The following is a 20,795-nucleotide window of genomic DNA, read 5'->3' on the forward strand; positions in this document are numbered from 1 at the left end:
TTGATCATGAAAAAAACGTTGAGTGTCTTTTATTTACTCCTTCTGGTCTTGCTCGCCACATCAACGTCGTCCTGGGCCGCCATGACGGCGGAGGAACTTGATCGTCGGATAAGGGAAGAGGAGAACCATATGGCGATATTGGAGCGCCAGGTAAAACACCAGCAGGAACTTATAAATGCGTCCAAGAAGAGGGAGGCCGCCTACCTTCAGGAGTTAGCTCGCTTCGATCAGAAGAGGCAGGTGGCGGAACAGAGCATATCCCTTCTGGAACTGAAGAGGAAAAAAATCCTGAGGGAGATATCCGAGATGGAGAAGGAGATCTCTCGACTGGAAAAAGAGATAGAGAAGATCAAAGGTTTTCTCGCCGAGAGGTTGGTTACAATATATAAATTCGGAGGTACGGCGGAGTTGAATCTTCTGTTGTCCTCTCAGAACGTGGCCGATGCGATGAATACCGGTCATCTGCTTCGGAAGCTGGCGGCTCAGGACGAGGAGTTGATCGGCGAGGTGGAGAGGGAAAACCTGAGGATCCAGGAGTTGGTGGAGGGCTTGTCCTCCAGGGAGAGGGACCTTCAGGCCAAGAAGAAGGATCTGGCGGTCCAGAAACGGCGTCTGGAGTCGGCGATCGCCGAGAGAAACGGGCTCTTGAAGAAGTTGAGGGAAAATCGCTCCGCCTATCAACAGAGCGTCAAGGAGGCGGAGGAGGACCAGAGAGAGATCAGGGCAAAGATCAAGTCCTATATAAGAGCGAAACAGGAACTTGCCCGATCCGACAAAGACGGAGACGGTGGGCAGGCTCCGTTGCCGCCCCATAAGGGCAAGTTTCGCTGGCCCGTTAAGGGCAAGCTTACCAGCCGTTTCGGAACCAGGGTTCATCCGGTATTCAAGACCAAGACGGTCCATACCGGAATAGATATAGCCGCTCCCAAGGGAACTACGGTCAGAGCCGCGGGGAAGGGAGATGTCCTGTACGCCGGATGGCTGAGGGGGTACGGACAGATAGTTATACTGGATAACGGAGGGAATTTTTCAACCGTCTACGCCCATCTCAGCAGGATTCTAGTCTCCGAAGGACAGAGGGTCTCGGACGGTCAGCCCATAGGAAACGTCGGCGATACCGGGGTGGCTACCGGTCCTCACCTTCACTTCGAGGTCAGGGTCAACGGAGATGCCAGGGATCCCTTGAAGTATCTGTAGTTTGAACGGAGGACATGATTATGTGGAAAAACTCTAGAAAGATATTGTTGGGGATTCTGATAGGAGCCGCCTTGGTCTCGGGCATAGTCGCCGCTCAAGCTCGAGACGGAGGAGATCTCGACAGGGTGGCACCTTTCGACCTTGATTCCCTTTGGCTGATGAAGCAGGCCAGAGCCATCATAGAGGCCTATCAGGTAGATGCGGCGAGCGACGACGTCATGGAGAAGGATCTCCTTTATGGTGCCATGGACGGTATGGTCTCTGCCTGGGGTGATCCCTATACGAGGTTCGTAGATCCCGAACAGCTCGAACAGGAGCAGACGGATCTTCGGGGCAAATACGGCGGTCTTGGCATATATATAGGCCAGAGGGATGGGGCCATCCTGGTCATAAGTCCTATAGAGGATACCCCGGCGGATAGAGCCGGACTGAAGCCCCAGGATCAGATAGTGAAAATAGGGGATGAGATGGTAATAGGCTGGGATCTACACGAGGTGGTGGATTCACTTAGAGGAGAGCCCGGTACACCCGTCACGGTCTGGATACGTAGAGAGGGAGAGTCGGATCTTCTGAAGAAGGAGATGGTCCGAGAGGAGATAAAGCTCAAGTCCGTCCGTTTTGAAATGCTCAGCGACGATATTGGCTATGTCCGCCTGTCCCAGTTCAAAGACACGAGCCCTTCGGATTTGGGTAAGGCCGTGATAGATCTGAAGAACGAAGGAGCCAGAGGTCTGATTCTGGATCTTCGAAACAACGGCGGTGGCCTTTTGAACGCTGCGGTGGAGATCTCCGATATGTTCTTGGATGGCGGTCTTGTGGTCGGAACAAAGGGAAGGGTCGAGCGGGCCAACGAGGAGCTTTACGCCACAGACGGGGTTTTGACAGATCTTCCCCTGGTGGTGTTGGTCAACGAGGGAAGCGCCAGCGCGTCGGAGATAGTGGCCGGAGCCGTAAGGGACAGAGGCAGGGCCGTCTTGGTCGGCAAGAAGACCTTCGGCAAGGGTTCGGTCCAGACTCTGTTCAACCTGATAGACGGCTCCGCCATATACGTTACCATCGCCCGATATCATACCCCTAACGGCACGGTCATAGACCATATCGGCATATCTCCCGACATAGAGGTCGACGGGGAGTGGTCCAGAGAGCACGACAAGGACGACCAGCTCAAAAAGGGAATAGAGACCCTGGAAGCCCTTATCAGGGGAGCTTCTATACCCGCTCTTTCGGGGGATGTCGCTGGTTAGTTAAGTCGCGGTAGCAGGAGGTTAAGGTTGCGCCGATCGATGGGAGAGGTTATTATAGCTCGGTTGTCCGGTGAAGAGTCGGACCAGGAGTTATCACTCCAGTTAGGAGGCAATTGCCTTGAAGGGAAAAGTAGAAGCCATCATAGGTGCCCAGTGGGGCGACGAGGGAAAGGGACGAGTCGTCGACTCTCTGGGAGACCGGGTGGACGTGTTCGCCCGGTATCAGGGAGGCGCCAACGCCGGACACACGGTGATCGTGGAGGGCGAGAAACACGTCTTTCACCTGCTTCCCTCGGGAATGCTGTATTCGGGTAAGACCTGCGTCATAGGCAACGGAGTGGTGCTGGATCCCGAGCAGCTTTTAAACGAGCTATCCGAGCTTCAGGAAAAGGGAGAGGACCGTTCCCGATTAGTCATAAGCGGTTCCGCCCACGTGGTGATGCCCTACCATAAGAAGCTTGATCAGGCTCAGGAGGCAAGTAGGGATCAGGGTAGCAAGATAGGCACGACCGGCAGGGGGATCGGTCCCTGCTATGTGGACAAATACAACCGTTGCGGGATAAGGGTCGAGGACCTGCTGGACCCCGAGGCTCTGAGGGAGAAGCTGGAGTCCAATCTGGACGAGAAAAACCTTCTTTTCACCAAGATATACGACGAGACTCCCCTCTCTTTCGACGAAATATACCGTCAGGCCCTGAGCTGGGGTAAATCTCTGGCGCCTTACGTGGATGACGCTTCTCTGGTCATAAACGATGCCCTGAACAAGGGACAGACCGTTTTGCTTGAGGGTGCTCAGGGTACCCTTCTGGACGTGGACCACGGGACCTATCCTATGGTGACCAGTTCCAGCCCCACCTCAGCCGGAGGTTGCGTAGGCCTGGGAGTGGCTCCCCATTACGTGGAGAAGGTCTATGGCGTGGTGAAGGCCTATCTCACCAGGGTAGGAGAGGGGCCGTTCCCCTCGGAGGATAAAGGAGACACCGGACAGTATCTGAGGGATAGAGGCGGAGAGTACGGCGCTACTACCGGACGTCCCAGAAAATGCGGCTGGCTCGATATGGTCGCCCTGCGCTATGCCGTAAGGATCAACGGTATGACCCACATTACCCTGACCAAACTGGATGTACTGACCGGGCTCAGAGAGGTTAAGGTCTGCGTGGCCTATCGATCGAACGGGAAGGACAGGACCGAATTCAACGGGAACGTCCGTTATCTCAACGGAGTCGAGCCGGTATACCGCTCTTTCCCGGGCTGGGACGAGGATATCTCCTCGGTCAGGGATTTCGACGATCTGCCCGAGGCGGCTAGAGCTTACGTCCGCTACATCGAGGAGGAAACCGGCGTCCCCGTCTCCATTATAGGGGTAGGTCCCGAGAGGGATCAGATGATAGTCAGGGATCTTTAGGTTATTTTAGTTGGACGCAAAGGGCGGGCCTTCGGGGTCTCGCCCTTTTTCTTTTCCGTTAGGAGGAGTTTTATGATCCTTTTCGACATCGATTTTTGTGGACCGGAAGACGGCCCAGCTATAGTCGATATAGACCTTCGTTCCAATCGGAATCCCTGGCCTTTGCCCTCTGTTATGGACGATCTCAGAAACCGTTCGGGAGAGATGGTGTACATGGGTGCTTTCAAAAAAGATATCCTTCTGGGCTTTATCGCCCTCGAGCGAAGAAGAAAACTGGTATGGATCATGCAACTGGCGGTCTCGCCCGATTGGCGAAGGTTCGGTATAGGAGAGCAGCTTCTCTGTTCCGCCTACGCCATAGGGGAGGAGTGGGGATGCCGTGGGGTCGGCCTTACCGTGAGAGTCTCCAATTCAGGGGCCAGAGCTCTTTACCAAAAAAACGGTTTCGTCCAAGGAGCCATCTTGCCGGGATATTACGGCGACGGCGAGGATGGAATCAGGATGCAGAGGAATTCGTTAATTACATGACAACATCGAAGCTTTATTCGCCTTTTCTCTCATGGTTTAAGTTTTTTTTGCCGAAAATAAAAGGAGTTGACTCACACTAGAGGGTAGTTATCTATTCTTAGTTCCCTTTTTCTCAGGGTCTTTCGGACCATTCATTTAGGACTTATTCAAGTAGTCGAAAAACTGATGGGATGATACAAATATATCGTATCCGTTTTATCTAGTCTTATAATTTTTCTACGAGACAGGGAAGTCTTGTGTCCTTTTGCATGGAGGTGTGGAGGTTGCGTATCTATTCGAACATAGCTTCTTTGATTTCACACAACGCGCTATCTAAGGTCAACGGCCGTCTTGAAAAGACCACCAGACGGTTATCCACGGGGCTGAGGATCAACTCGTCCTCCGACGACGCAGCGGGACTGGCCATCTCGGAGAAGATGCGGGCTCAGATAAAGGGGCTGGATCGGGCCGCAATGAACTCTCAGGACGGAATATCGTTGCTTCAGACCGCCGAGGGCGGACTGAACGAGATCCATTCCATGATCCAGAGGATGAGGGAACTGTCGGTCCAGGCGGCCAACGACGTCCTCACGTCCGGAGACAGGGGGCACATTCAGGACGAGATAGAGCAGTTGGTGCAGCAGGTCAACGATATAGCGAACCAGACCCAATTCAACAGAAAAAAACTTCTCAACGGCAGTATGGCGGCTCTGTGGAGCACCTCCACGTCGGACATAAGCGTGGTAGTATCCGACAACCTGCTTACCAAGGACGTGATGAACAACGTCAAGTCCGCTGCTGGAAACTACAAGCTCACCTTCAGCACCGTTTCGAACGGTATGGAGAACATTCAAAAGAGCAACATAATGTACCTTAAGCACGGAACTCACGAGGCCAGCGTGGTCAACAACGCAGAGGGGTCCGGTCTCGTCGGTATGACGGCACTAAACATGGTCGAGGGTATATGGAATTTGGAAACTAGAGAACACCCTTTCGGTGGTATCCGCTACTATGTGGGAAATGCGAACTCCGATCCCCCCACCGTCGGAGGATCTCTCGAGGTTTCACCTACTCCAAACATAGTTTCTCCCGGCACTTACGATGTCAGACTATCCGACAGGGTCCCCATGATGGCCGACTTCGACGCGGCCCTCGCCGCCGGAGTGGTTGAGGGGGTCAACATGAGCAGTCGGGCGGCCGGTTCCAACTTCGACGCCGAGATCGCCGTGACGGCCAATGGTGGTGGTACGCCTTCCTCCTCTCAGGTTTACCGAAGCGATTTGAGCGGGGGAGGAACGGTAAACGCATCGGGTGCTGCTGGCGATGTATCCGTCGGAACCAACGCCAACAACGGGGTGAACCTCTTCACTCATTACGCCGTCACCGGCACCGACCGTAGAGACCTCATGGCGGGCGACATAAACCTGACCGAGAGGTACGTCACACACCAAAACGCCGCCATGACGGTCAACCTGGACTATCAGTCCAGCACCGATACCGACGCTACAATAACTTACTACACCTCGACGGCGGGAAATTCGATAAACGTTACCTCCCACTATAGGACCCTCGCTGGAGCCAACCTCGACATAGGGGGAACCATAGTAAACATCGGCGGCATGGACATGGACGGCATAGCGGGAGCGATCAACGGAGCGGGGATAGCCGGATTTTCAGCGTCGGTCCAGGGAGCGGGAGATACCAGGTACATAAGGCTACAAAATTCCACAGGAGGAGCTCTGACCGTGACCGAAAACGGGGTCGGAACCCATGGCCTGGGACTTAACGGTAATATCAATAACGGTGCGATCCGCAACGGAACCGCCAGGGACTACAACAGGACCTTCACGAGCAACCTCAACAATATGACCCTGTCTAACATAGCGACAACCATAACGGGAGCTCCATCCAGCGCCTTCTCCGCCGCGGTTGCAGGAGGAGGAGCGGTCCAGGGCAATGTCGTCGTGACAGGACACCAGAACTACGACGTCACAGTAACCACGGCGGGCAACGTTGCCGGAGAGCTGTCCCTGGACTCCGGCATAAACGGAGGAGGAAGCCACACGTCCACCGGCGTATGGGACGGCAGGACGACGACCATAGGGACATCGGGAGATAACCTGAGTACCATGGCCACTAACCTCCAAAACGGGGTAAACGCCGTCATAGGTGGAGGCTTTACCGTAGCCACCACCACGGCAGGAGCTCTCCACGGTCTCACAATGGCGAACGGCACCAACTATCGGGTGGTACTGGACGGGACGTCCATAAACGAGCTAGTCACGGGCAACTACGCTCCAGGTACGATGTCGATAAACAGAGGCAACCTTCTCGCCAACACCGGTAACAAGGTCTACGTGAATCACGACGTGGTCATAAACGTCGGGGATCGAGATGCCCTAGGAATTGTCTCGGCCCTGAATACCGGGATCAACACGGCATTGGGTTCCGACGTGCTGAGCGGTAACAACGGTCTGAACCCGTTCTCCACCGTGGCTGGTGCTCAAAACAGGACGGTTCGCCTCTCCAACGGCTTAAATTCGGGATACAAGATAGACATAACAGCCGGTTCCGACGGCTCATTGGCGGAGGTATGGGGGGGAGCCATAACCACCGACAGAGGCGTCAACGACGACGGAAACTTCCTTGATTACGATAGGACGTCGACCATAGCTGTTACGGGCATGAACATGGAGGAGGCCTACGCCGCCATAGACGGCGACGCCAGATTCTCCACCGCCTGGCTGACCGAGCCGGAGCACGCCGCTCCGCAGCATTACGGGCGTATGTCCATAACAAACGTCACCACAGGCGCCGACCGACGCAGGATATCGATGACCCAGGCTGGAGTCGACCAAGGTGACGTGGTGGACTCCAACAGAAAACTGTTTGAGTCAGCCGGTCCTATATGGTCCTCCAGCGAGAGCAGTGGAGCAGCGGTCGCCAACTCCCAGACCCTTCAGGCTCACGATAGAATGACAGTTCAGATGACATGGGACGGGAACAGGGCCTCCAACGCATCGAGGGTAAACGGTACAGCCTCCGCGACGATATGGGAGGGTGGCTTCGGCAGCGGAACCTCGGCTGAGAACGCCGCAGCGGTGACAGCAGCCATGGGTATCGCCGGGTTTTCCTACGATAGTTTTTCCATAGACGACGGAGATATCCATGGTTCGGATTTGGCTACTAACGATTCTTGGATGACCTACACCAAGGCGGAAGTAGTCGGTGTCAGCGATAATCTGGGGCTTAGTCTCTACGATGGTCTTTACACCGATGCAGGGAATAATTTGGGTGTGACCAACGGAATAACATATTCGTTCAACGACGGAGTTTTAGACAACAGTTCGATAGCCATAAACCAGTTGGTCCGCAGTGCCGCCGGTATCGGAGGTTCCGCCAGCCTGACCCATAACGTCGATTTCGGAACGGTCGACAGCAATACATCTTTTACCTACGGGGAGAGATCTGGAGCTGGTACGTACTGGGGAAACACCGCCGGTGTCGATTCCTGGTATTCTCATTCCTATTATGCCGGGGACAGTACGTATTATTTCGGTAACGGAGGAACTCCGGCCAGCATGATATCCAGCGCCGAGGTCTACAGACAGAACGACATCAATGCGTCTATGATGTTCGAGTTCGATAACGGCGTGTTATCGGTGAGGGCAAAGGGGTTCGACCGAAACGGCACGGAGCTTCCTGCCACCGCCGACACGGTGGCCTACGAGCTGACAGCGGCGGAGTTTGCTAGCCTCTCGGCCGGAGCTGACATAACTCTGCACGGCGTTCATTTCACCGATCTTCAGATAGACACGGCCAATCTGAAAGCGGGGGACAAGTTCGTCATAAACGTGGCGGCGGCGGCCAAATTGGATGCCGTCAACACCGGACCGGCCATCGCGGGAAACTTTCAGTCCACTGCCAACATCGCCATAGACGGAGACCCATTTCGTCAGAATAGCCCCGGAAACTGGGGGGCTCTGGCGCAATATCGTCTGGCCGACGGAGCTGAAAACGGAAAGAACCTGAACCTCCTGGGCTACTATATCGATCCTCTCAACGGTAGCAGCGATATCCCCGGACTGGGATACTACAACGGTACCCTCATCCTTCAGGCCGAGGCAGGGGGTTTTAACGCCGGGAGTACCGTAGGCGTGCCTGGAAACGACGATGGTGGCTCTCATAGGATAACGGCGGAGATAAACTATCAGGGCGACACGAAGCCATCCGCCGGGGCCTTGGTCACCAGTTGTTATTTCGGGAAGATGGAAAAAGGCGAGACCAAGGATATAAAGAGTTTCCTCGGGGGAGTGGGGTACTCAAACTATGTCTACGGTACCAGGTCTGACGGTACCTACGGTCCTTTGAACGAGGCCGGATCGGAGGAATACAACAAATACAACGGTTCCCTGATCTTCGACGTCATAGAGACGGAAAATCAGGTCGTGAAGTTCAGAATACAGGGACACGTAATAGATCGTGAGGGCAATGAGTGGTACGTACAGGAGGACGAATACGGAATGAACTGCGGGCCTAACACGGCCCAGGACTCTTCCGTTCAGCCCCCCATCATCCCTGCGGAGGTAACGAATCCGTTGGTTCTTTTCAGAGATTCAGAGTTCGGAGGCCTCTTCTTCGATGAGTTCACCCTGGGGGATTTCGAGAACTGGACCGATGGGGACAGATTCACCCTATCCTTGACTGCCAGTGGCTTTGAGGACGGTTTTAGCGAGAACGACCAACAGACCGATCCGGCGCTTCAGCCCGATATAGATGAGATAGACCTGTTCTCCGACAACAGGGGTACCAATATGCCCCACGCATTCCGCTTCGACGAGGGAGTGTTGGATAATTCCAAGGTAGATTTGGGGATATACCAGCTGGCCAACAACATAGCTAACCCTTCTGGGGGTAACTTCCATAAGAATCAGGTGATGGATGGCACCTTGTCCCTGATGTTCGATGATTATCATCCCGACGGAGACGATGTCATCGATGACGCGTTGTCCTTCGATGTTATATACGAGGAAGGTATGGATGCCGGTAAGGCCCATTACTACAGTCGTGTCGAGGATATCGCTCAGTTCTACGATGCCAACGGAAGGTATATCCTAGACGGTAATATGGAATCCCTTACCGTTCGGCAGGATGATCGAGAGATATCCGTGTCTCTTGGCTCCACGGCGGAGATCGGCAAGCTAGCGGAGGATATTTCCGAGCAGATATGGTTGAAGTTGATGATGCAAAACGACGGACAGCTGAGGGACGAGGATGACACGGTGCCCTATGGCTATAGTCCTGGCCTGATGGACGAGAGGGATAAAAACGAGATACTCCAGTTCGTCAACAAAGTCCCAGGAGAGAGCGCGAACGAGTCGGTGGTCTCGACTCTTTTGGCCCATTCGGTGATATCCGGAAAGGACAAACAGCTTCATTTTTACGGAAGCGAGGATCTGATGAAGGCTCTGGGTTTTGCCACAATACAGGAGGCCGAGGAAGCGCAGTTCCGATTGACCGTATCGGATGCTCACAACGGGAAGACCGTCTCCAGCGGTACGAAAGTTCAGGCTGGCGACAGAATCTCCGCTGTGATAGCCGATGGCATCTCCCTGGATATATCAGGCGATATAGGGTTGAACCGGGTGGTCTACAACGATGGAAGGGGAACCTTCGAGGGCGATCGTAACTCGGTATTCGAGCATTACGTTCATCTGGCGGATAATTCTGCCTTCCTTCAGATAGGAGCCAACGAGGGGGAGGACGTCGATCTTCATCTGGGAGATATGTCCTCAGAAGCCCTTGGAATAGACGGTCTGGACGTGAGGACCAGGGAAGAGGCAGCAAGGAGCATAACGGTGTTGGACAGCGCTCTCGATTCTGTCTCGTCTCAAAGAGCGATAATAGGAGCCCAGATAAACCGTCTGGAGCACACCATAACCAACCTGGACACGGCGTCTTTGAACCTGACCGCCTCCAGATCAAGGATCGTGGACGCCGACCTAGCGAAAGAAATGATGGAGTTCACAAAACTTAATATACTGGTCCAGTCGGGCATGTCGGTTTTGGCGCACTCGAACCAAACCCACGAGAACGTGTTGAAGCTTTTGAGCTAACGTCGTCTTTTTCATTCTACTTGGCGTCTTCTCTATGAAGATATCGACTTTTAGGACCGACAAATTATCCTCCGAAATTCGTGGAGACATTCTAGAGCTTTGCTCCCTTGCCTTTGGAAGCCCTTTTGATGAATTATTCGACTTTGTGGGGACCTCCGGAGTTCACGTTATATTGCACGATAACTCGGGAGGTCTCTCATCACATTGCGTGGTTACCGAGAGGACTTTTTGGATTGGAGATCGTTCTCCGATGAGGGCGGGATATATAGATGCCGTTGCTACCCGTCCTAATAAACAGGGATTGGGATATGGCCGTGCCGTTATGGCCGAATCTTGCCGTGTTTGTAAGTCTATGGGTATGAATATTATGGGGCTGTCTACTTTTATTCCTGAATGGTACGGGTCTATGGGGTGGAGGGTCTGGCGTGGGGAACTCGGGCTCAAAAAAGGGAGCGAGATTATCCCGGTGTCTGATGTAGACGGAGTAGTTATGCTCTACGGACTCGATAATTCGTTCTCTTTGAACCTGTCTCAGCGGTTGATAGCCACATGGCGTCCTAACGGTGGATGGTAGATGGTAATTCAATTTGAAAAAGGGCTCCGGCGATTTCGCCGGAGCCCTTGCTGTTGTTGGTGGGCGACACTGGGTTCGAACCAGTGACCCCTTCCGTGTGAGGGAAGTGCTCTTCCGCTGAGCTAGCCGCCCAATAGCATGACGAGTTGCATTATATAACCCAAGCTCCGATAAATCAACCCCTCGTAAAAAGTCTTCTCCGGCGTTTGTATCCATCTTTTACGCTTCACTGTGAAGCATTTGAGTCGTATACTTGGAACGTAAGAAAAGTATATCTTTTTCGCTTTGATGAAACAGCGGGATGGTGATATAGTTCACCTGTAACGTGTGTATGATGTATAAAATGTGCAGCTTGAGAGGGGTGAATGGGATGGTTGATCTCTCAGTTTTGGCCGAAGCCTCCGATGTGTGGGATTGCTGGCGATTCGAGCCTTGGTCCTGCGACGGGCTGTCTGGGGTATATAGAAGGGTCGCCTTTATAAAGGCTGGATTGATGGGTGAGGTGGCTCGTTACTATGCCGACGATTACATCCTCTGGAAATACGACGAAAAGTCTATGGATCTTGTTAGATCAAGCTGGATGCCTATAAAGGACGTTATGATACAGAGGGTTCTGTTCGTCTCCGCCGAGGATCGTTTCGAGAAAAAGATCAAGGCTTTCTCCATGGGATTTAGGGGATATCTGGAGACCTATCGTTATTCTCCCATGGGAGAGGGATACAGGAAGATAAAGGATCTCACGCCTTTGGTCGATAAGGCGTGGGAGTTGGTGAATCAGGACGTCGAAGAAGGAGGTGAGTTGCAGGGAAACGATTCTTTTGCCGTGTGACGTCATTTTTTAGGTTTATACTTATTTGGATAGTGGGGGTGTGACAATGAATTTTGCGTTTATGTTCATAGTGTCAGCTGTTGTTTTTGTAATGGGTTACAGAGTTTACGGGTCTTTCATGGCCAAGGTCTACGACCTTAACGACGATAACAAGACTCCTGCGGAGTGCATGTTCGACGGTATCGACTATTGTCCGGCCCATCCGGCGGTTCTTCTGGGACACCACTTCGCCTCCATCGCAGGTGCCGGTCCCATAACCGGTCCCATAGTTGCGGCTTCCATGTTCGGATGGCTTCCGACCCTTATATGGTGCATCATCGGATCTACCTTCCTCGGTGGACCTCACGATATGGGAGCGTTGGTCTCCTCCATGCGCCACGACGGTAAGTCGGTTGGAGAGGTCGTCGAGCGCTGGATAGGCCATAAGGGGAAGGTCCTCTTCCTCTGGTTCACCATCCTGGCCCTCATCCTGGTCGTAGCGGTTTTCCTGGTTCTCTCGGCCAACACCTTCGCAGCCGATCCTATAGTAGCTTTTGTTGGATGCCTCTACATAGCCATGGCCGTTATCTCAGGTATGCTCATCTACAAGTTCCACGCACCTCTTTGGATGGTGACCGTGGTCATGTTGGCTATCGTTGCGGTGGCATGTGTCAAGGGTTCGGACAGTCAGACCATAGTGGAGATGTTCAAGCTTCCCAATACGACCTGGAACTACATTCTCGCTCTCTATATCCTGGCAGCCTCGGTTCTGCCGGTTTGGCTTCTGCTCCAGCCCAGAGACTATCTTGCTTCCTATTTCCTGTATTTCGCGGTTATAATCGGCGCCGTCGGTATGCTTTTGGGCAGCAAGTTCGACAGCGGTGCGATCCCGATGATGAAGTCCGGCGTCGATTACTTCGGCATAAAGGGACAGCCCATGTGGCCCATGATGTTCGTCATAGTGGCCTGCGGAGCTATCTCCGGCTTCCACTCTCTGGTCGGAAGCGGAACCACCTCCAAACAGCTTCGTAAGGAGACCGACGCCGTCGTGGTGGGATACGGCTCCATGCTCATGGAGGGCCTGGTCGCCTGTATCGCCATCGGAACTCTTATGGTAGCCGGTTCCATAGTGAAGGGCGGCCCGGTGGTCACCTTCGCCGAGGGCTTCGGTAAGTTCGCCTCTTTGGTGGGGATCGATCCGGTTCTCGGAACCCGTCTCGGTGCTATCGCCATAAACAGCTTCCTGCTTACCTCTCTGGATACGGCAACCCGTCTGGCCCGTTATCAGATCCAGGAGCTTTCCGGGATGAAGATCAACAAGTACGTCGCCACCATAATAGCTGTGGTAGCGGCTCTGGCCCTCGTGATGGTCAAGACCCACGATGCGGCAGGCAACCCCATTCCGGCCTGGAAGGCTATATGGCCCATCTTCGGAGCGGCCAACCAGATGGTTGCGGCTCTGGCCCTGCTCTCCATCGGCGTCTGGGTGGTAAGAGGACTGAAGAAGAACGCCAATTTCCTTATGGCCCCCTTCTGGTTCATGCTTGTCACCACCATGATGGCCCTCTTCATCCTCATCAAGGGATGGCTTGGATTGGCACAGCCCAACTATCTCCTTGCCGGGGTGGCGTCGATACTCTTCCTCCTGGCGGTGTTGCTGGTGGTAGAGGCCTTTAAGGCGCTTAAATCGGAATAAAGTTAGCTTCACTGACTAAAAAGCGCGACGCCGTCACTTAAGTGGCGGCGTCGCGCTTTTTAAGGGTGGTAGGCTTTTGTTATGTTATCTCCTGCCCCATTCTGACCATCGCCATGGCTGCCTCTCGTCTGGAGAGAACGGCCTTGGTGGCTCCCAGGGAGATCAGCTTCTCAACCTCCAGATCGTCCTCTCCTCTGGCCACTATCGGGAGGTTGGGAGACAGCTTTCTCGCCGTCTCCACCACGGTTCTGGCCGTCCTGGGATCCTCGGATGCCACTATGAGAAGAGAAGCCTTATCCAGTTTGGAGACCTCGAGGATCGATACCATAGAGGGGTCCCCGTAGATCAGAGAGAGACCTTTTTTCTTCATAGACTCGAACGTTCGATATTGGGGCTCTATCGTGACGATCGGGGTGTCTGTGTTTTTCCTTAATATGTCCACCACGTAGGGAGAGATGGTTCCTCCTCCTGTGACGACGATGTGACCCGATTGCTCCTTCGGCAGGTTGACCGCGGTTATCTTGCCCTCGGGAATTCCACGTTTTACCGTTTTGTATATGGTGTCGGTGAAACCCGATATGATCGATCCTCCCAGCATGGAGAGTATGACCACGTTCAGGGTTAGCGAGTATACCTCCTCTCCCAGGACGCCCATGGAGTTGCCTGTCTGTATGAGGACGAAGGCCATCTCCGATATAGGTAGCATTCCCAGGAACAAGGCCAGAGGGATCACCCTGCGATAACCCATTATCCACGATATTCCGCTCAGTATGGCGCCTTTTCCAATCGTCACGGCCAGGGTAAGCAATAGGACCGTTTGAATATGATCGATAAGGAAAGACGGGTCCATAAGCATCCCTACCGAGACGAAGAAAAGAAGTCCGAAAAGATCTCTAAGAGGGATCAGCTCCGACAGGGCTTTGTGTCCGTAGTCCGATTCGCTCAGCACGATTCCCGCTACGAAGGCGCCGAAGGCAGACGAGAGGCCTATGGTCGCGGAGAGAGTGCCGATTCCCAGTCCCATGGCCATGACGAAGAGCAAAAAGAGTTCTCTAGATTCCCATTGGGAAACTTTTCGAAGGGCCCAGGGGACGGCCTTGGTTCCCATGATCGCCATTGTAGCCAGAAAGGCCGCTGCATATCCGGCGGACTTTGCCAGAGGAGCCAATCCGCCACCCTGACTTCCGTGAATGAGGAATATCATTATGGGAATCACACAGAGGTCCTGTACTATGGACATCCCCAGCATGATCCTTCCCGAAAGGGTTCTCTCGTATCCTCTGGAGGTCAGGGTCTTGAGTATGACGGCGGTGCTGGAGGATACCATGGCGGCGGCGAACCAAAGGGCCTGACCTCCCCATCCCTGGACGTCGGCGATGAAGGTGACGTACCCCATGGTTAAGGCCACCTGTATAAGGGTTCCCCCGAAGGCTATGCGGCCTATGGGGCGAAGGTCTTTGAGAGAGAACTCCAGCCCCAGGGAGAACAAAAGCAAGGTCGCACCTATATCGGCCAGTTTTTCGATGTTGCCCACTTCCGATACCGTGGCTCCTCCGGTATAGGGGCCTATCAGGATCCCAGCCACAATGTATCCCAATATGAGGGGCTGACGGAGGAACCTTGCTAACGAGCCTCCCAGTAACCCCGCCAGTATTACCAGACTGAGGTCGCCGGCGATTCCGCTCACATCAGTTCCACTCCGATTCGTAGTCGCTCAGATGGTCGGTCCTGTTCAAAGCCATCAGAGAGTAGCCTCTGCCGTCGTGGACCATCATGGAGATGGAAGCCGTGTCGAAGTGGAGCTTCCAGAACCAGGGATCGCCTATTCCTATACATGAGGAGACAAGGGGTTTCAGAACGGTCCTGTGGCTTACCAGAACTATGGTTTTTCCTCTGTGAAGATCTACCAGGCTGTCCAGCTTTGCCCTGGATCTTTTCATCACGTCCGTGAGGGGTTCCATACCGGAAAAAATCAGTTTCTCCGGAGCGTTTAGCCAAAGGTTCCACAGCTCCGGCTCTTCCTCTGCTATCTCGTCTTTTCTCCTGCCCTCCCATGAGCCAAGGGATATGTTGTTTATCTCGGGGCATTCCACGACGGGGAGGCCGACCTTTCCCGCTATGGCTTGAGCTGTCTGTTTGGCCCTTAGAAGAGGGCTGGAGTAGATGCGATCGATCGTCAGGTTCTCGACGGCTTTGCCGACCTCCTCTGCCTGTTTCATCCCCCGGGAGTTCAGAGGGAAGTCCTTGTTGCCTCTGAACATGCCCTCTTTGTTGCCGTCGCATTCACCGTGTCTGACCAGTATCAAAGTGGTTTTTTCGTGGTCCATACATATCCCTCCAGTGATATTGTCTTTAATCCCCGTAGATTATAGTCGCCCTAGAGTAAAAATACGTGGTTTTAGTCTGACCAGTATTGACAATCAGGCGTTGGGTTGGTACTCTACTGCTTGTGAATCGTCGATTAGCACTCACCTGCATAGAGTGCTAGTATCCTTGGAGGGGATGCCATGCTCACGGAACGCCAGCTGGAGATAGTCCTATCCGTCGTGTACGAGTATATCTCGACTGGGGAGCCTGTCGGATCCAGGACTATATCCAAAAAGTACATCAAGGGATGTAGCGCCGCTACCGTGAGAAACGAGATGGCGGACCTTGAGGACATGGGGTATCTATTTCAACCCCATACCTCGGCGGGAAGGATACCGACCCCCTCTTCCTATAGGATCTACGTGAACTCGATAATGCACAGAAGGAGGATGGCCCCTCCGGGACTGGAATCCTGGGTGAGGACGGTCAAGAGACAGAGAAACAGCGTTGAGGCGGCTTTGTCCAAGGTGTCCCGTCTTCTGGGGCAGGTCACCAGCTATATCGGGGTGGCTGCGATCACCGTCGTGGACGAACAGAAACTTCATAAAGTGGACTTCGTCCGTCTGGAGGACGGATCGGTCCTGTTCCTGGTGGTCCTGGAGGGGGGAGCCATCCGCCACAGGAGGATCGCCCTTGGAGGCGACCTGGATCAGAAGGCGCTGGACGAGCTTGCCCTGGTTGTAAACAGGGCGGCGTCGGGAAAATCCTGGAGCAAGGTAAGAGACGCTCTTTACGGTTATATATCGGCACAGCTGGAGGAGTACTGGGGAGCCTGCCGGTCGGCTTTGGAACGGCTGGACTCCATGTTGGCTCAGGAGTCCTACCACATGAGCACCGGGGGAATGAGCCAGATTTTCAACGTTCCCGATTTTGCCGATCTCGGAAGGCTTCAGGCTCTTCTGGCTCTGGTGGAGGAGGAGAGCGAGCTGGTCGGCATGATCAAAGCCTGTTCTACCGATGAGGGAGTCCGGGTGATCATAGGAAACGAAAATGCCCTCGAGCCCATGAGGGATTGCTCAGTGGTGATGGCTTCGGCCAACAGCGGTTCAGGCAGGTCCGTGGTGGGGCTAATCGGACCTATGAGGATGAACTACGAGCATTCCATCGCCGTTTTAGAGGCCGTCCTGGACGGACTTGGCGACGATGATTTCGGTATAGACGATATGGAGGAGGAATGACCGCCATGGAAGAGATTAAAGATCTTCATGACGAGGAAAGCCGAGAGATTCATGACGAGGCGGCCTGCGAGGTTGAGCTGGAAGGCGAGGATCCTTCGACCGAGATAACCGATCTGGAATCCAGGATAGAGGAACTGGAGGAGGATAGGGATCGATTCAAGGAGCTGGCCGCCAGAGCCCAGGCGGATCTCATCAACTATCGCACCAGGATGGAACGGGAGATGAACAGGACCAAGGAACTGGCCTGCGAGAGAAGCGCTCTCGAGATGTTTCCCGTTTTGGACAATCTGGACAGGGTCCTTCAGGTGAAGGACGGATCCGATCTAGCCACGGTGGTCGAGGGTATCCGGATGGTTCGCAAGCAGTTCTTAAGTGCCCTCGATGCGTTGGGTGTCGAGACAGTAGAGTCCGTCGGGAAGCCCTTCTCTCCACAGTATCATGAGGCCATCGGAATGGTGGAGGTCGAGAACGAGGACCAGGACGGGGTTGTTATGGACGAGTTTCAGACCGGTTACGTCCTGGCGGGAAAGGTCATTCGTCCCGCCAAGGTAAGAGTAGGATCCCACAAAGGATAAACAAGCCCCCGAAAACGGGGAATTCCAAGTATCGATAGAGGTGACTTGTTATGGCAAAAGTAGTAGGAATAGACCTGGGAACGACCAACAGCTGTATCGCGGTTAAGGAAGGCGACAACGTAACGATCATCCCCAACTCGGAGGGAGCCAGGACCACCCCTTCCGTGGTGGCTTTCACCAAAGAGGGAGAGAGACTGGTCGGTCAGCTCGCCAAGAGGCAGGCCATCGTCAACTCGGACAACACGGTGATGTCCATCAAGAGGCATATGGGGACCGACTACACCGTTTCCGCCGGAGGGAAAAAATACACCCCTCAGGAGATCTCCGCGATGATCCTTCAGAAGATGAAGAGGGACGCCGAGGAGTATCTTGGAGAGGACGTCAAGCAGGCGGTCATAACCGTGCCTGCCTATTTCACCGATGCTCAGAGACAGGCCACCAAGGATGCCGGAGCCATCGCCGGTCTTGAGGTGCTTCGTATCATCAACGAACCCACCGCCGCGAGCCTGGCCTATGGCATGAACAAACAGGGAGAGGCCAAGCTTCTGGTGTTTGATCTCGGGGGAGGAACCTTCGACGTATCCGTCCTTGACGTTGGAGACGGCGTGTTCGAGGTGTTGGCAACCCACGGGGATAATCAGCTCGGAGGAGACGACTGGGATATGGCAGTAGTCGACTGGATGGTAGCCGAGTTCAAGAAGTCCGAGGGGATCGACCTTTCCTCCGACAAGATGGCCCTCCAGAGGCTTCGCGAGGCAGCGGAGAAGGCGAAGATAGAGCTTTCCTCCATGCCGGAGACCTCCATATCGCTGCCCTTCATCACTGCCAATGAGACGGGGCCCAAACACATGGAGCTCTCTCTATCCAGGGCGAAGTTCGAGGAGATAACCTCCGATCTTCTGTCTCGAGTTGTAGGGCCGGTCAAGAGGGCTTTGGAAGACAGCGATCTCGACGCTGCGTCCATAGACAAGGTCCTTCTTGTCGGAGGTTCCACCAGGATGCCTATGGTTCAGAGGAAGATAAAAGAGCTTCTCGACAAGGATCCTACCAAGGGGATAAACCCCGACGAGTGCGTCGCCGCCGGTGCCGCCATTCAGGGATCGATCATGAGCGGCGACTCGGACAAGAACATAGTTCTCGTCGACGTTACCCCTCTTTCCCTCGGCATCGAGACTTTAGGTGGCGTCTGCACCAGGATAATAGAGAGGAACACCGCTATCCCCGTGACCAAGAGCCAGATATTCACCACCGCCGCGGACGGGCAGACCCAGGTGGAGATAAAGGTACTTCAGGGGGAAAGATCTATGGCGGCGGACAACGTGGTTCTGGGAACCTTCGTCCTGGACGGGATTCCCTCCTCTCCCAGAGGTGTTCCTCAGGTGGAGGTGTCCTTCAACATAGACGTCAACGGCATACTCAACGTCAAGGCCACCGACAAGGGAACGGGCAAGGAACAGCACATAACCATACAGTCCTCCAATCTCAGCAAGGACGACATCGACAGGATGAAAAAAGAGGCTGAGGCCAACGAGAGCGCCGACGCCAAGAAAAAGGCTTACATAGAGGCGAAGAACGAGGCGGATACCCTGGTCTACAGGACCGAAAAACTCATCTCCGACCTAGGCGATAAGATAACCGCCGAGGAAAAGGGGGCCATTCAGTCCAAGATAGACGACGTCAAGAAGGCCCTGGAGGGAGAGGATCCCTCCGCTATAGAGTCGGCCTGTTCAGCTCTCAACGAAGAGGTCCAGAAGTTCTCCACCAGGCTCTACCAGCAGGCGGGTGAACAGCCCGGCGAGGGACAGCAGGCCGAGGGTGGACCGTCCGGAGCTTCGGACGAGACGGTGGACGCAGAGTTCACCGAATAGTCCGGAGGAGAGGAAGTAGATGGCGGCCGGAACGGGACGCGATTACTACGAGATCCTCGGCGTCTCCCGGGAGGCCTCGGCGGATGAGATAAAGAAGGCCTACCGCCGTCTGGTCAGGCAGTACCATCCCGACGCCAACCCGGGAAACTCGGAGGCGGAGGCCAAGTTCAAGGAGGTCAGCGAGGCCTACGAGGTTCTCAGCGACTCCAAGAAGAGGGCCCAGTACGACCAATTCGGCCACGTAGGCGAGGGAGGCAATCCCTTCGGAGACATGGGCGGAATGGGGGATATCTTCGGCGACCTTTTCGACAATATGTTCGGCGGAGGTTTCGGAAGAGGAGGAGCCCGCAGGGACGGTCCCAGAAGGGGGGCGGACCTAGAGATGGAGCTTGTGATCACCCTGGAGGAGGCGGCCTTGGGAATCACCAAGGATGTCTCGATCCCCAGATGGGAGACCTGTAGCCACTGCGACGGAAAGGGAGCCGAGCCCGGGTCGGAGGTCCGTACCTGCGAGACCTGTCATGGATCTGGACAGGTCCGAAGGAAAACCCAGACCCTGTTCGGTCAGGCCGTTACCGTGGGGACCTGTCCCGACTGCGGCGGTTCCGGCAAGGTCTTCGAGAAAAAATGCCACGAGTGCGGCGGTCAGGGCCGTGTCCGTAAAAAGAGGGATCTAAAGGTCAACGTCCAGGCCGGGGTGGACAGAGGCACGAGGCTCAGGGTCCCCGGTTCCGGGGAGGCCGGTCAGAACGGTGGTCCCCCCGGAGATCTGTATCTGGTGATAGACGTCCTGCCTCACGAGGATTTTGAGCGTGACGGAATGGACCTTCATCGCAGGCTTCCTCTGCCCTTCCCCCTTGCGGCTTTGGGAGGAGACGTTACCGTCTCGACCTTGATAGACGGAGATAAAAAAGTTACGGTCTTCCCCGGAACGGAGCCAGGAGAGGTGTTGAGGGTAAGGGGTTGCGGTATGCCCAGCCTTCGTAATACATCCAGAAGAGGGGACCTCTTCCTCCACACGACCGTGGAGGTTCCGAAGAAACTCACCGATCGCCAGAGAGGTCTGATAGAGGCTCTTGCATCGGAGATGGAAGTCGATGTCGAGACCGACGGCGGAGGCGTTTTCGAAAAATTGAAAGGGCTATTCAGTTAGCCTGTTCTAACGAGGAGGATATCCCTCCTCGTTTTTTTTGGCGCTCTTGTTATAATAGATGGCGACGGTGCCGAAGGGCACTGATCTTGTGGCTGACGGAGCCTGGC

14 protein-coding genes and 1 tRNA gene are annotated in these 20,795 nt (G+C 54.5%); 12 read left to right on the forward strand and 3 right to left on the reverse strand.

Annotated features, from left to right (window positions below; genetic code table 11):
- Window positions 1-6 precede the first annotated feature (6 nt).
- From L2W58_RS02755 to L2W58_RS02780, 6 genes are all read left to right on the forward strand, one after another.
- The gene (locus L2W58_RS02755; protein WP_236101487.1) at window positions 7-1,197 is read left to right on the forward strand and encodes a murein hydrolase activator EnvC family protein; all 1,191 of its coding nucleotides are present in this window, start codon (window positions 7-9) and stop codon (window positions 1,195-1,197) included.
- Between the two features lie 20 nt (window positions 1,198-1,217).
- Window positions 1,218-2,441: a S41 family peptidase gene (locus tag L2W58_RS02760; protein ID WP_236101488.1), complete on the forward strand. Its 1,224-nt coding sequence runs from the start codon at window positions 1,218-1,220 to the stop codon at window positions 2,439-2,441.
- A 118-nt stretch (window positions 2,442-2,559) separates the two neighbouring features.
- Window positions 2,560-3,846: an adenylosuccinate synthase gene (locus L2W58_RS02765; RefSeq protein WP_236101489.1), complete on the forward strand. Its 1,287-nt coding sequence runs from the start codon at window positions 2,560-2,562 to the stop codon at window positions 3,844-3,846.
- Window positions 3,847-3,918: 72 nt separating this feature from the next.
- Window positions 3,919-4,374: a GNAT family N-acetyltransferase gene (locus L2W58_RS02770; protein WP_236101490.1), complete on the forward strand. Its 456-nt coding sequence runs from the start codon at window positions 3,919-3,921 to the stop codon at window positions 4,372-4,374.
- Window positions 4,375-4,628: 254 nt separating this feature from the next.
- A complete protein-coding gene (locus L2W58_RS02775; protein ID WP_236101491.1) occupies window positions 4,629-10,469 on the forward strand; it encodes a flagellin N-terminal helical domain-containing protein in 5,841 nt (1,946 codons plus the stop codon).
- Between the two features lie 34 nt (window positions 10,470-10,503).
- Window positions 10,504-11,043: a GNAT family N-acetyltransferase gene (locus tag L2W58_RS02780; protein ID WP_236101492.1), complete on the forward strand. Its 540-nt coding sequence runs from the start codon at window positions 10,504-10,506 to the stop codon at window positions 11,041-11,043.
- 57 nt (window positions 11,044-11,100) lie between these two features.
- Here L2W58_RS02780 and L2W58_RS02785 read toward each other — a convergent pair.
- Window positions 11,101-11,175 (reverse strand) — tRNA-Val (locus L2W58_RS02785).
- A gap of 238 nt (window positions 11,176-11,413) precedes the next feature.
- Here L2W58_RS02785 and L2W58_RS02790 point away from each other — a divergent pair.
- Window positions 11,414-11,872 (forward strand): hypothetical protein, encoded by a 459-nt coding sequence (locus L2W58_RS02790; RefSeq protein WP_236101493.1) that lies wholly within the window; start codon window positions 11,414-11,416, stop codon window positions 11,870-11,872.
- A gap of 46 nt (window positions 11,873-11,918) precedes the next feature.
- The gene (locus L2W58_RS02795; RefSeq protein ID WP_236101494.1) at window positions 11,919-13,547 is read left to right on the forward strand and encodes a carbon starvation CstA family protein; all 1,629 of its coding nucleotides are present in this window, start codon (window positions 11,919-11,921) and stop codon (window positions 13,545-13,547) included.
- Window positions 13,548-13,626: 79 nt separating this feature from the next.
- Here L2W58_RS02795 and L2W58_RS02800 read toward each other — a convergent pair whose 3' ends face one another.
- On the reverse strand, window positions 13,627-15,234 hold the full coding sequence (locus tag L2W58_RS02800) for a cation:proton antiporter (protein WP_236101495.1): 1,608 nt from the start codon (window positions 15,232-15,234) through the stop codon (window positions 13,627-13,629).
- A gap of 1 nt (window position 15,235) precedes the next feature.
- Window positions 15,236-15,874: a histidine phosphatase family protein gene (locus tag L2W58_RS02805; protein WP_236101496.1), complete on the reverse strand. Its 639-nt coding sequence runs from the start codon at window positions 15,872-15,874 to the stop codon at window positions 15,236-15,238.
- 180 nt (window positions 15,875-16,054) lie between these two features.
- Between L2W58_RS02805 and hrcA the strand changes: the two genes are divergently transcribed.
- From hrcA to dnaJ, 4 genes are read left to right on the forward strand one after another with little or no spacing between them, the layout of a single operon-like run.
- Window positions 16,055-17,092: a heat-inducible transcriptional repressor HrcA gene (gene hrcA, locus L2W58_RS02810; protein WP_236101497.1), complete on the forward strand. Its 1,038-nt coding sequence runs from the start codon at window positions 16,055-16,057 to the stop codon at window positions 17,090-17,092.
- Window positions 17,093-17,097: 5 nt separating this feature from the next.
- On the forward strand, window positions 17,098-17,667 hold the full coding sequence (locus L2W58_RS02815; protein WP_236101498.1) for a nucleotide exchange factor GrpE: 570 nt from the start codon (window positions 17,098-17,100) through the stop codon (window positions 17,665-17,667).
- 50 nt (window positions 17,668-17,717) lie between these two features.
- The gene (dnaK, locus tag L2W58_RS02820; protein ID WP_236101499.1) at window positions 17,718-19,535 is read left to right on the forward strand and encodes a molecular chaperone DnaK; all 1,818 of its coding nucleotides are present in this window, start codon (window positions 17,718-17,720) and stop codon (window positions 19,533-19,535) included.
- Window positions 19,536-19,554: 19 nt separating this feature from the next.
- Window positions 19,555-20,688 (forward strand): molecular chaperone DnaJ, encoded by a 1,134-nt coding sequence (gene dnaJ / locus L2W58_RS02825; protein WP_236101500.1) that lies wholly within the window; start codon window positions 19,555-19,557, stop codon window positions 20,686-20,688.
- Window positions 20,689-20,795: the final 107 nt, after the last annotated feature.

The sequence above is a fragment of the Dethiosulfovibrio faecalis genome (assembly GCF_021568795.1).
GTDB classification, from domain to species: domain Bacteria; phylum Synergistota; class Synergistia; order Synergistales; family Dethiosulfovibrionaceae; genus Dethiosulfovibrio; species Dethiosulfovibrio faecalis.